At 36.9% G+C, this 13,744-nt stretch carries 9 protein-coding genes and 1 riboswitch; of the genes, 1 reads left to right on the forward strand and 8 read right to left on the reverse strand.

Features of this window, described 5'->3' with window-relative positions; all coding sequences use genetic code 11:
• Positions 1–6 precede the first annotated feature (6 nt).
• From WH267_RS07900 to WH267_RS07930, 7 genes are all read right to left on the reverse strand, one after another.
• A complete protein-coding gene (locus WH267_RS07900; protein ID WP_115969739.1) occupies positions 7–2,109 on the reverse strand; it encodes a prolyl oligopeptidase family serine peptidase in 2,103 nt (700 codons plus the stop codon).
• 106 nt (positions 2,110–2,215) lie between these two features.
• Positions 2,216–2,881 carry a hypothetical protein gene (locus tag WH267_RS07905; protein ID WP_115969737.1) on the reverse strand — a complete coding sequence of 222 codons (666 nt, stop codon included), beginning with the start codon at positions 2,879–2,881 and terminating at the stop codon, positions 2,216–2,218.
• An 82-nt stretch (positions 2,882–2,963) separates the two neighbouring features.
• Complete coding sequence (gene prfA / locus WH267_RS07910; RefSeq protein ID WP_115969735.1) at positions 2,964–4,049, reverse strand: peptide chain release factor 1; 1,086 nt, start codon at positions 4,047–4,049, stop codon at positions 2,964–2,966.
• Between the two features lie 147 nt (positions 4,050–4,196).
• Positions 4,197–5,495: an APC family permease gene (locus WH267_RS07915; RefSeq protein ID WP_340007131.1), complete on the reverse strand. Its 1,299-nt coding sequence runs from the start codon at positions 5,493–5,495 to the stop codon at positions 4,197–4,199.
• Positions 5,496–5,502: 7 nt separating this feature from the next.
• A complete protein-coding gene (locus tag WH267_RS07920; protein ID WP_340007133.1) occupies positions 5,503–7,947 on the reverse strand; it encodes a TonB-dependent receptor plug domain-containing protein in 2,445 nt (814 codons plus the stop codon).
• A gap of 92 nt (positions 7,948–8,039) precedes the next feature.
• A riboswitch (SAM riboswitch) is annotated at positions 8,040–8,144 on the reverse strand.
• A 98-nt stretch (positions 8,145–8,242) separates the two neighbouring features.
• The gene (locus WH267_RS07925) at positions 8,243–11,077 is read right to left on the reverse strand and encodes an alpha-amylase family glycosyl hydrolase (RefSeq protein WP_340007135.1); all 2,835 of its coding nucleotides are present in this window, start codon (positions 11,075–11,077) and stop codon (positions 8,243–8,245) included.
• Positions 11,078–11,273: 196 nt separating this feature from the next.
• Positions 11,274–12,302 carry a T9SS type A sorting domain-containing protein gene (locus tag WH267_RS07930; RefSeq protein WP_340007137.1) on the reverse strand — a complete coding sequence of 343 codons (1,029 nt, stop codon included), beginning with the start codon at positions 12,300–12,302 and terminating at the stop codon, positions 11,274–11,276.
• A 99-nt stretch (positions 12,303–12,401) separates the two neighbouring features.
• Here WH267_RS07930 and WH267_RS07935 point away from each other — a divergent pair, with 99 nt between their 5' ends.
• On the forward strand, positions 12,402–13,319 hold the full coding sequence (locus WH267_RS07935) for a helix-turn-helix transcriptional regulator (RefSeq protein WP_340007139.1): 918 nt from the start codon (positions 12,402–12,404) through the stop codon (positions 13,317–13,319).
• Positions 13,320–13,411: 92 nt separating this feature from the next.
• Here the strand turns inward: WH267_RS07935 and WH267_RS07940 are convergent, their stop codons facing one another.
• Complete coding sequence (locus WH267_RS07940; protein WP_181575077.1) at positions 13,412–13,696, reverse strand: hypothetical protein; 285 nt, start codon at positions 13,694–13,696, stop codon at positions 13,412–13,414.
• Between the last annotated feature and the right edge of the window lie 48 nt (positions 13,697–13,744).

Here is a 13,744-nt window from a genome sequence, read left to right on the forward strand (position 1 = left end):
TAATCATTATTTCTTTATTCCCATCTCATATAAAGCAAATGATATCAGATCTGCATTTTCACCAATTACCTGATCTGTTGATCTTCCGGCACCGTGTCCTGCATTCTTCTCAATTCGTAACAGAATAGGGTTCTTACAAGCCTGTTTTTCCTGAAGCTCAGCACCAAATTTGAAAGAGTGCGCCGGAACTACTCTGTCATCATGGTCACTGGTAATGATCATTGTGGATGGATAACATGTTTTTGCCTTTACATTGTGTACCGGAGAATATGATTTCAGATAATTAAACATTTCTTTGCTGTCTTCCGCAGTTCCATAGTCATAAGACCATCCGGCTCCAGCTGTAAATTTGTTATATCTTAACATATCCAATACTCCAACTCCAGGAAATGCTACTCTTGCCAGATCAGGACGTAAAGTCATGGTTGCACCTACCAACAGACCTCCGTTTGATCTTCCGGAAAGTGCCATATATTCTTTTGACGTATAGCCTTTACTCTGTAGATATTCTCCTGCAGCAATAAAGTCTTCAAAAACGTTTTTTTTCTGCATCTTTGTTCCTGCGTCATGCCACTTTTTACCATATTCACCTCCTCCACGGATGTTTGGAACAGCATAGATTCCACCATTTTCCATCCAGATAGCATTCACTACTGAGAAAGATGGCTGTAAACTGATATTAAATCCTCCGTAAGAGTATAAAATAGTAGGGTTTTTACCATCAAGCTTAGTTCCTTTTTTATAATTGATCATCATCGGAACTTTAGTTCCGTCTTTAGAAGTATAGAATACCTGTTCAGAAACATAATCATCCGGGTTGAACTTCACGTTCGGTTTTTGGTATACTTCGGATTTACCTGAATCTACATTGAATTTATAAGTAGTTCCTGGTGTAATATAGTTGCTGAAAGAGTAATAAATGTCTTTCTCTTTTTCTTTTCCTCCAAAACCTGATATATTCCCTTTCCCTGGAAGTGTAATTTCTCTGATTAATTTTCCGGTTTTATCATACTGTTTTACCTGATCAATAGCATCAACCATATAAGTTGCGAAGAAGTATCCGCCCCCTGAAGATATCCCCAATACATTTTCTGTTTGCGGAATAACATCTTTCCATGTTTCCGGAGCCGGGTTGCTGATTGTAGTTTTTACAAGACGCATGTTCGGAGCATCTTTATCTGTCGAAATAAAAAGCTCATCTCCCTGAGTATCTACAATACGAGCATTGATATCAAATCCTTTATTAATCTGTACAAAGTCTCCTCCTTTTTTCAAATCTTTGATAAATAACTCATTTCCGTTGGTTGCATTGGCAGCTGAAATGATTAAATATCTCTGATCATCTGAAACACTGGCTCCCAAATATCTTCTTGGTGTTTTCTCTCCTCCAAAGATCAGTTTATCTTCAGACTGCTTTGTTCCAAGCTTGTGAAAATACACTTTATGCTTATCTGTCATTCCGGAAAGTACGGTTCCTTCCTTCGGTTTGTCATAACTTGAATAATAGAAACCTTCATCATTCTGCCATGCAATTCCACTGAATTTCACATCCACCAAGGTCTCATCGATCTGCTTTTTGGTAACTGCATCGATGATGATGATCTTATTCCAGTCACTTCCACCTTCAGAAATAGAATAAGCAGCAAGAGTTCCTTTTTTGTTAAAAGAAAGGTTAGACAATGAAGTGGTTCCTTTTTCTGAGAATTTATTCGGATCTAAGAATACTTCTGTAGCTTTGGTTTTATTGTTGGTTCTGTATAAAACAGACTGAGCCTGTAAACCATCGTTTTTAGAATAATAGGTGTAATCTCCTTCTTTGAAAGGGGCTGAAATTTTCTCATAATTCCAGATTTCTTTCAGTTGGTTCTTAATTTTATCTCTGAATGGAATTTTTGAAAGATAATTCTGGCTGTAAGCCACTTCTTCATCTACCCATTTTTTAGTGGCATCAGAATCATTTTCCAGATCTCTGTACGGATCAGAAACTGCGGTTCCAAAATAAGTATCGGTTTGAGCACCCTTTAATGCTTTTGGATAATTCATTGTTTGAGAGTAAAAAGATGCTGAAAACAGAACTCCAGCCGTTAATAACATAGGTTTAAAATTCATACTGAACAGTTTTTACCAAAAATACATAAAGTATGTGAAATAAAAAAAGTCCCGTTTTCGCGAGACTTTTACTTATTTAATGAGTTATTAATCAGTTTAACACTGACTATAGGCTATCAAAATAGAAATCAGTAAGATTGGTTACAATTTGATCCGGACTTCCATTCCAGTAATAGATTTTATCGCCTTCCTTCAGTTCATATAAACTAAATTCCTGATCTGTAGTGATTGTTTTATCAGCATTGCTAAAATTCTGAGTCATTTGAAGTATATATTTTTTCAGATCATCAGCTTTTATTTTTTTAGGTTCTACCTTTGGTTCCGGTGTTGGAGTGGCAGGTATCTTAAAACTTACAGTATACTTCACCTCAGCAATTTTCTGATCTTCTATATATTCATTCTGAACAACATTAATACTCTTAATGGTAAGTTTAGCATTCCTGAAATTGGTAAATAAGACTTTGAAATAATCTTCAGCTTCTTTCTGACAGGCTGAAGCGGCTGCTTTTGGAAATACAGACAGAAAACTCTCTGCACTTGTCTTTACCATGTCTTCTGCATTTTCTTTAAAGTTGATATCAAAAGCGTCTTTTCCTTCAACGGTAGGTCTCAGATAATCATTCAGTTTAAGACGTGTGGCTTCATCATTATTCAAAAAAGATCCAAAGAAAAGTTCAAATACTTCTTTTGGCTTCTTTACTTCTGTCTGTGCTATAAGGTTCTGCCCCATCATGGTAAGCAACAGTAAAAAAATAATTTTGTAATTTTTCATAGTTTATATTTTGAATTCATTGTTATGGTTAAAAGAAAAGCCCCTGAAAAAATCAGAGGCTTCGTTTTATTTTTTGAAACTTTTAATAGTTTTCTTCTTCTCCTTTCATTTTTTCTGCATTCTCTGCCATAATTACGGCATCAATCATTTCAGAAATATCTCCATTCATGTAGGCATCCAGATTATACATAGACTTGTTGATTCTGTGATCTGTTACTCTTCCCTGTGGATAGTTGTACGTTTTGATCTTTGCAGAACGGTCACCTGTAGAAACCATAGATTTACGTTGTGCCGCAATATCTCCCTGTACTTTTTGAAGTTCAATATCGTATAGTTTGGTTCTTAGCATTTCCATTGCCAACTCACGGTTAGCCAGCTGAGAACGAGCCTGTTGACAAACCACTACCATTCCTGAAGGCTTGTGAGTCAGCTGTACTTTCGTTTCAACTTTGTTTACGTTCTGACCTCCGGCTCCTCCTGAACGGGATGTCTGCATTTCAATATCTGCAGGATTCAGCTCGAAGTCTACTTCTTCTGCTTCCGGTAAAACGGCTATAGTAATGGCAGAAGTATGAACTCTACCCTGGGATTCTGTTTCCGGTACACGCTGTACACGGTGAACTCCTGATTCGAATTTCATGATTCCGTACACACCTTCCCCTTCCACTTTCATGATCAATTCCTTGTATCCTTTTGCTGCTTCATTGGAATCTGTCACTTCATGTCTCCATCCTTTTGTTTTGAAATACATGGTATACATCCTGTAAACATCTTCCACAAAGATTGCTGCTTCGTCACCACCAGTTCCGGCACGTAATTCAACGATAACGTTTTTGTCATCTGCAGGGTCTTTAGGGATCAACAGAACTTTAAGTTCTTCTTCTAACCCAGGAATTTTGGACTGAGCTTCCAGCTTTTCTTCTTTGGCAAGATCTACAAGATCTCTGTCTGAGCCATCCGCAATAATTTCGTCAGATTCTTCAATGCTGTCTAAAGCACCTTTATACTGATCGTAAACTCTTACAATTTTCCCCAAATCACTGTATTCTTTGTTCAAAGAAGAATATCTTTTTTGGTCTGAAATGACATCAGGCTGTATAATAAGGTCTGCAACCTCATTATATCTTTGTTTTATAGCTTCTAATTTTGGAATTAATGATTTAGACATTGTCGAATTTTTGTGGGTGCAAAGATAAGAATTAAAAATTCAAAATTAAAGTATAAATTTTTGAGCATTAGGGATCAAGGGAACAAAACGGTAAAAAGATACATTTACAAATGGGTCTATCAGCTTCTGTATGTTTTCAATATTCCTTTAAATTCCTTTGGAAAGTCTTCTGTCTATCCAGTATAAAATAAGTCCTACTGCAATAATTCCCAGCCCTATTAAACTTTCTTTAGGGTTATGAATAAAGGTAAAATAAAGGATATAAAAACTGAATAGAAGAAAAACGGTAGGAAAAATATAAAAGGTATTGGATTTAAATATCTTTCTATCTTTCTTTTTAAGAAAGTACACCGTTGAAATTGCCAAACTTGCAAATAATTGAAGGATAAAAGCAGTATAAACGAAAATTTCTTTGAAACTCCCGGTTAAGATAATGATCGTAGCAATCACTGCATGGGCAAAGATGGCCCTTACCGGAATTCCTTTTTTATTTCCTACTGAAAGAGGCTTCCAGATACGGGTTTCTTTTGCAAAAGCCTGCGTAAGCCTTGATCCTACCCATAAATATCCACTGATGGTTGCAATAAGCTGTAATGCGATAAAGACATTCACAATTTTTCCAAAGGAAAGTCCAAACATATTCACTGCCGCCTCTCCCATTACATCTTCTTTTCCCGCTAATTGGCTTACTGGAGCATGTTTTAGCATAATATAGTTAACAAGAATATAACTTACTGTCACAAAAACAGTTCCTATAATTAATGATTTAGGAAGGCTCTTCTGAACATCTTTTATTTCCCCGGCAATATAGGATGCGGAATTCCAACCGGTATAAGAATACGTTACGAAAACCAATGAGGTAGCAAAAGCGGGAAGCATAATCTCATTCTGCCAGCTATCACTGAAGTTCAGACTGTTTCCGATTTGTGGAGAGTCTGATAATCCAACTCCCAGGATCACAAGCACAATGATAAAGGCAATCTTGATAAAGGTAAAAAAATTATGAAACCGGCTTGAAGTCTTTAAACTGAATGATAAAGTAATGGCCACCAAAAATATGGCGGCAATTGCAAAACCATTTCCAAATGAATACTCAAATACAGACAGATATTTCGACATAGCCAGAGCCGCCAGTGCTACAGGTGAAGAAAAGCCAATAATAAGGGAAATCCAGCTTATCAGGTATCCGAATAAAGGATGATAGGTTTCTTTAAGATAAATAAAGTCGCCACCGTTTCCTTTAAAATGAGATCCTAATTCCGCATAACAGAAAGCCCCGAATAAAGCCAGAACACCTCCGATTGCCCATAACAGAAAAATACTGTAGGTATTGGTAATATCGGATAACTGAAAGCCCAGGGTAGTAAAAATCCCGGTTCCTATCATATTAGAAACAACAATGGCAGCAGCTGTTTTCCAGCCGATCTGATGTGAAGCAGTACTCATTTACTTATTAAAAATTAAAATTAAGCCTTCCGAAGAAATAACTCCCCAGCGTTCCCATCTGAACCGGCGCATATTTGAATACTCCATAGTATGAATTTTTATAGGTCTGAAGGTCCGGGAAGACATCCAATACATTGTTTGCCCCCACAGTAAGATTAATATTTTTTGTGATATCATATCCTACACTCACATCTGTAACCACTTTTGGAGAAAACTCCTGAACGATTCCGAAAGGGAAGCCATCTCTTATTACTTTACCAAAGTAGGTATTTCTTACGAGAAAATTGAGCTTTCCGATTCCATAGGTAAGTCCTAATGAAGCTTTTGTCTTGGGTGATAAGGTTTCAATAATATTAATCTGATCCGGACCAAAGAATTCATTCTGAGGAGTTTCTAATTTATCAGGAAAGTGAAAGTCTGTAATTTTTGTCTCTGTATAATTTCCGGCAAGATTGATATTTAAGTTTCCGCCACCAAGCTTCCAGTCATAGGAAACAACTACATCTACTCCTTTCGTTTCGGTATCAACTGCGTTCGCAAAGAATCTGCCGCTTTCTACCGCATTTCCTTCTCCTACCACTGAAATATCAGATAATCTGGAGTCTGTAATGTTACTGGTAATTACTATTCTGTCTTTCACTTTAATGATATATCCGTCTACCGTAATGAAAAGCCCTTTAGCAGGTTGTAAGGTGAATCCCACACTTCCGTTTACTGATGTTTCCTGTTTTAATTTATCAAATCCCAGAACCTGTGCGGCGATGCTTTCATTATTAAAAATCCCTTTTCTTACAATACCATCTCCTGAAGTGGAGATATCGGCATAAGAATTATTAAAATACTGCTGCTGAAGTGACGGAGCTCTAAACCCTGTTCCTACTGCCGCCCGCACCGCATAGTTTTTCACAAACTCGTATCTCACTGCTAACTTTCCATTCAGGGTATTTCCGAAGTCTGAATAGTTTTCAAACCTTGCAGCAGCATCAATATTGAGTTTTTTATCCAAATCATAGGAAACATCAGCATATACTGCTGTTGAGTGCCTGTCTTTTTTCAAAGCATTATCCGGTGAAAAACCAATAAAAGATTGTGAACCTCCTGCTCCGATCACTTTAGAATCTTTTGTGGCAACATTGCCGTTCTCATCATATTGGGTATAGGAAGCTTCATCTCCCGCTTTGATCTGATACTGCTCAAACCTGAATTCTCCCCCAAAGGCAATATTGAAGTTTTTTATCTTCTTTGAAACGTCAAGATTAACGGTATTTTGTAGAAAACTGTGTGCCCCTGCGTAAAAACGGGTGGGAGATTTTATTCCCAGAGAAGCATTATTGGTATTGCCAACGTTGTAATTGAATGTATTGCTTCCGAATGTATTACTCAGATCAATCAGCCAGCTGTTGACATTATATTTAGCACCCACAGCATAAGAAATATCATAAATCTGAGAATTCAGGACTGCCTGAAAACCGTTGGGGTAGATTTCTTTCACAATATTAAAACTTTCATTCGGAAGCCTTCTGAAGCCATATCCTTTTCCTTCTTTAATACTGAAACCACCAAAGGAATAGAATTTAAAGTTATCATTCAAAGGATATTCTGAATTGAAAAACAATTGCCCCTGTCTGATTTGCGCGTCTCCGATCTGGAAATTAAAGTCATCTCTTGTCAATCCTCTTTTTCTGATCTCATCATCATCATTTTGTCTTGCAACATCCGGATTATCTGCAAATTCATAGGCAAAATTATTCCCGTAAATATCAAGATCATGATTTTGGGTTCTCGTGGTTTTTCCTCTGTGACTTAGCTGCAATGAAAGATTGATAAACCCATCATTTTTACCCAAAGAAGTTCCATAATTCACTCCCGCCTGGTAAGTATCCCCATCATTTCTTCCACTTAATCCATAGGTTAAGCTTGCAGAAGCCCCTGCATTCTTTTTTAAAATAATATTAATTACTCCTGCGATGGCATCAGAACCATATTGTGCTGCAGCACCATCTCTTAACACTTCAATTTTTTCAATAGCAATGACAGGAATAGTACTTAAATCCGTTCCTACAGATCCGTTCCCTATTGTATTCTGATAATTGACCAGGGAAGTTGTATGCCTTCTTTTCCCATTAAGCAATACTAAAACCTGATCCGGCCCCATACCTCTTAATGTTACCGGATCAATATGCTCCGTCCCATCAGAGGCGGATTGTCTCACAGAATTAAATGAAGGGATCACATAATTCAGAAGATCCTGAGCCGTCATTTGTGGAGATGATTTCTGAATTTTATCAATATTGATCACATCTACAGGAACAGGTGTCTCCAGCTTTGTTCTTTTGACGTTACGGTTTCCGACGATGATAATGTCTTCGATTTGTTTTCCTTTTTCCTCCTGCTCCTGGGCAGCGACCAAAATTGTCCCTATCAGTAATACAGCGGTGCTTAATTTTTTCATCTTTATTCTTGCCAATTAAATATTCTTCTACAGATTATACTGCAGATACACAAGACTTCAAGAAATGGAATTCATATAAGAAATATTGACTTCACTTATCTCCCCATCGGGTTGGAATTAGCACCTTTACACTTTTGGAATCGTGTAGGTTGCTAAGGTTTCATTGGGCCAAATCCCTCCACCTTTCTTGATAAATCTAGTGCAAAGGTAGACTAATTTTTCAAATCTGCAAAAATTGAAGAATCACCCAAAAGAAAAAAGGCAAATCTGCTGGTCTGCAAATTGGCCTTTGTATTTATTTGACAATCATCTTTTGAATAGCCACTCCGGTTTCTGATTTCAGATGAACCAGATAGGTTCCTGGTGGATAATTAACCTTCAGCTCATAGTTTCCGTTTTCTTTATCCAGTTTGAATGCATCCAGTTTTTTACCACTCATATCGAAAATAAGAATTTCTCCATTTTTAGCTTTATTAAAAATTAATTTTGCAGAGCCATTTTTAATGGGGTTATCAGCAATCTGAAGAGATAGTTTGTTGGTAGCATTCACATCAGAAGTAGATAAAGTTCCGGCAGAATTTCCAAAAATTCTGAATTCTCCTGGCTGTAAAGTAATCGGAGCAATTGTAGAGCTAATATTTGAAAAGGTATCATCCATCAAATTTTTCCATTGCCCAACGTAAGGGAAATAAGGAATTACATTTTGTACAGAAGTGGAATAATTGGCAAGAACTACTACATTTTTCATTCCGTTAATAGTGTTGTCATAGACATAGATTCTCGTGATCAATCCATCCGGATCGTTGGCCAGATTATTTGATTCTATACTGTATGTTTTTGATTTGAATACAGGGTTGGTATTTCTGATATCGATAATCTTCGACCAAGTATCATAAACTGCTTTTCTATTGGCATCAGTATCATATCCTAAGGTAAACGCAACAGGCTTTTCATCAGTTCTACAGCCGTTGTTGATGCTTCCATCCGCACACCTGTTGATACTGAATTCATAGCCCAGCTCTCCAAACTGCCAGATCATTTTTGGACCGGGAATGGTAAAGAATGTTGCTCCGAATGTTTTCATTCTTTCTAAAGCTGTATTCAAGTTCTTCACACTGTAACTTCCATTAACAGCTCCATAAGCCAGGTTTTTAAACATCAGTCTTTCTTCATCATGACTCTCACCATATCCTACTGCACGCATTTCTGCAAAACCATGAAGATTGTGATTCATACGGTCGTAACTGCTGTTTTCTTTATATCCCATTGTATTCTGATTATAGGGTTCTGTCTGTTTATTCCAAAGCATTACTCCTTTTCCTTCTGCTACTCTATAATTTGCCCATTGCTGTTCTTCCTGATCTGTTCCCAGGTGTTCAAATATCATATAAGAATTAGGGTCAATTGCCCATTGTTTATCCGCATAATTCTTCATAATATCCACTCTATCCTGCTGATAGGCATTGGTGCAGTTTTCATCGTTTTCAGAACAGTTTTGGGTGAAACCTTTCGTTAAATCCCAACGGAATCCATCAATATGATATTCTGTAAGCCACTGCTGAAGACATCTTTCAACGTAATATTGAGTTGAAGGACTTGTATGGTTAAAATCATTAAAAACATTATAAGAATGTTTCGGAACCTGATTAAAATAAGGGTTATTAGCTGCCACATCACCGTAACCATCGCCGTCCGGATCTATATTCCAAAGTCTCGCCAAGGGAGAACGTCCTGTTGCATGGTTAAAAGCGACATCAAGAATGACAGCAATCCCATTCTGATGGCACAGATCAACAAATTCTTTGAATTTCTCCGGTGTTCCATAAGCTTTATCTAAAGCATAATGAAAAGAAGTATTGTATCCCCATGAAAGGTTTCCGTCAAATTCCATAATCGGAAGCAATTCAATGGCATTGATTTTTAAGTTTTTTAAATAAGAGATTTTGTTGATCAGAGACTGCCAGTTTTTTTCCTGTGTAAAATCTCTTAGCAGCAGTTCATACACCACAAGATCTTCCTTTGCAGGTCTTTGAAAATTGGTCGCCTGCCAGTTGTAAGGAGTCTGCCCTGTTTTGAATGTTGAAACTTCAAAGCCCTGTCCGGCTGGAAATGCAGGAAGATTAGGATAAGTGGAAGCTGAGATCCACTGATCATCATAAGAAGATAAAATCTGAGAAGAATAAGGATCAGCTACTTTTCTCAAATCATTCGTTCTGTACTGGAATGTATAGAGCTGCTGTGGAGTCAATCCGTTCAGCTCTATCCAGTAAAGATCCGGATTGGCAGTATCCCGTTTCATCAGGTAGGTATCATTCACCGCCCAGTTATTGAAACTTCCGATCACGTGAATAAAGTTTTTGTGAGGTGCATAAAGAGCTAATCCAACTTTAGTCTGATCTGCCGGATCATAATTTATTCCCTGTCTGATCCAGTTCGGAATGGCTTCAGAAACCACATTTCTGGGAACCTGCAATATGAATGTCGCATTTTTAGAAAGGCTTCCTTCCATAGCAACAAGTTCCATATTACTATCCTCTGAAACTATATAATTGTAAGAATAAGACTGAGAGGATGTAGATGTAGAGTTGACTACTGTTCCGTTGGCTTTAAGCTGGAAATTAGCATTCACATTCGTTGTTGCAGTGATATTGATTGAATTTCCTGCTGGAACTGTTGTAAGGCTATTTGCTGCAGGATTGGTCAAACTTAAGTTCAGGACTCCTACATTGACAAAAATATCGGGTGAAGTCTGATGTAATCCGGTTTTATCTTTTAATAAAAATCCAAACCTTCCGATTCCTGTTCTTCCAAAAAAAGCAGTAGGCGTCAATGTCAGAGAATAGGTATCTGTTACATCATTATAAGTAAGCTTATTTAAATCATTAGAATTATTCCAGCTTCCGTTGGTTGTACAATCCTGACTGTTCTGATAATTGGTATCGAATGACCAGGACCAGATATAAATTGAATTATTGGTTACTCCCCATGCTGATTCATCTATCTGATCACCGGGAACTGTAAGGGTAACTGTATCTGTTTCATTAAACGGATTGGGTGAAACCGTATAGTTAATCTGCCCAAAAACAACCATTGTAATGAATAGTAAAACAACGGAATAGAAATTTTTCATATCTTTATTTTTATCGAATATAATATTAATTTTTCTTCACCATGAGGAATTTATTCTATTTTAAGGAAAGAAATATCAGTAAATCATAAAAAAGGCCCATGAAAAAATTCCATGAGCCTTTCAATAAAAGTAATTGTAATGAACTATTGTATGTAACGGAAATCAATCAGATATATTGATTTAAATGTTAAAAAAATTAATTCTTCATAATTTTCTTTACCACAGATTCTCCGTTCTTTAATTTTAATTCTATCATATATAAGCCTGAGGGAAGATTATTCATATCGATCTGATTATTTGAAAATGAATTTCCTAAACTCTGCCCAACGGCATTGATTATCTTTATTCCTTCAATCACAGAATCACTTTTAACGGTAAGGATTCCTTTTACCGGGTTTGGGAAAACCTCAACATTCTTTTTCTTGAGATTGATATCTGAAGTTCCTAATTCTGATGCTACTTTCATGCATCTTACTGAAGCCCCCTGTCCTCTTGGAGCTCCTGCAGAGGCATTCGTCACCGTAGTTCCTATATACAGATATTTCCCTCCAATTCCCGTAGGAGTAGAACTCCAGAAGTATCCTTTTTGCCCGGCAGAAGTAAAACCTCCATCTGAGGAACCACGAAAACCTCCCATTGGTAATTTCAAATTTCCATCATAGGCTTTTGAAGGTGAGTGAATTCCCTCTGCCTGAACAATATCTGCCCAATCTGCCTGGGTAGGTAATCTCCAGCCATCACCTATTGCCATACATGGATCAACTCCAACAGTCTCTGTTATTTCTGAGAACCCTGTACCTGTCCATTGATCACTAAGTCCATTCGTTGACCACCACGCAGGAGATCCTGTAATAAAAGAACTTCCCTGTAAGCCATCCGGAGAATTGACAGAAGGAGCTGAGGTTGTGGAAGATGTTCGCAACTGATGCCCGTCATCCCATCTTCCCCATTGAAACAGATCTCCATATGATTTTTCGTCATCCATAGATTCTGCAACTCTTTCACTTCCTAAGTTTTGCTGAAGCCAGATATTTCCATCCGCTGACCTTACTGTAGTATAAGTGATTGCTTGCCCATGATAAGTAAAGCTCACACACCCAATATCGCCAGGATTACCTCCAGGATTTGTATTAGTACAGGTTTGCTGGGCATTCAACGCACTTCCTGTCAACAACAATATCCCTATTCCCAGATTTCGCACTGCAAAATATAAATCTTCAATCATTAATATTATTTTTATTTATTCTAAATTTAATTTAATTTTGCACAAAAGTACCTTACGTAATTAATTCCGGGTTATCATTTCCCAACTTTTAGTTATCCTATGAAGCGTGCTTTAAGTGGTACTATGGCTGTAAAAGAGTGTTGTATGGGGAATCAACCGAAAAATGAAATTGTGTTCAGTTCTGAAAACATTGAAATTGTCGTTCAGAACGTACCAAATGTAGAAAGGTTTTCAAAAACGGACCTTTTAGAAAGGACATCAAGTTTCAATCTCCTTTTTTTATTAAGTCCGGATATTCATCTAAAGGCTCATAACTGTACTGAAGCATTCTTATTTAACAAGAATCAGTATATTCTTTACTATTCACCTCAGAAAAGTAAGGCAGAAATATGGACAGATAGTGATGAGCAACTGAAATACCTTCATATTCAGCTTCAATATCAATATATTTCAAATCTTATCAACCCGAAATCTAACAGAGAAGGTGAGGAAATTCTGAAAAACATGATCCATAATCACTTTATCTTTCTTCAGGACACTACACCTCCTACCATGACTGTTGAAATGCATATCATTGTAAAGGAGATATTAAGCTATTCTAAAAAGGGAGTGATGCAGAAACTATTCATTGAAGCAAAGATCATCAAGCTCCTTATCCTCATTTTTGAACAGTTCAATAAAGAAAACAGAATGGAGACAACTTCAAAAACTCCCGAAATGATAAAAAGATTCATTGATGAAAATTATCACCGGAATATAAAAGCAGAAGAAATCGGAAAGCTGATCGGTATGAATCAAAACCTTATCAGAAAGGAATTTAAAGCGGAATATCACACAACGATTGCCCATTACATTTCTGAACTCAGAATGCTGAAAGCCCGAAAACTTATTACAGACAAAGACATTATGATAAAAGAGATTGCCATTGAATGCGGCTATGAATACCTACAGAATTTCACCAGGGCCTTTAAAAAGAAGTTTGGAATATCACCGGAACATCTTAGGAACAATAAATAGAAAAACCGCTTAAAAAATTAAGCGGTTTATATATGTTGTTTTGCTTTGATATTACTTTTTCAGAATTCAGGTGAAAAAGCAATGACAATCAATTAATGATGATGTCCGTGATCGTGAAGGAAAGGTCCGTTTCCTTTAGGCTGGCTATAGATAGTCTCTACACCTTCCTGCTCAGTAATAAGCTTTCTTCTGATATCTTCAGGATCGAAAGGCTTCACTTTTCCGAAGTACTCTTTCAAACCTTCAGTTAGCCACATTGGGATTACTAATCCGAAGAACATAAAAATACACCAGAACCCTACTAAAAACATAGTAATGAAAAATACTGTCCAAAGGAACTGGTAGAACGGCCAAAATGCTGATAAAATAGTTATCATTCTCTTAAAGATTTTAGGCAAAAATAAAGCTTTTTTCCTTTTTACACA

The sequence above is a fragment of the Chryseobacterium sp. MYb328 genome (assembly GCF_037572595.1).
GTDB classification, from domain to species: domain Bacteria; phylum Bacteroidota; class Bacteroidia; order Flavobacteriales; family Weeksellaceae; genus Chryseobacterium; species Chryseobacterium pennae.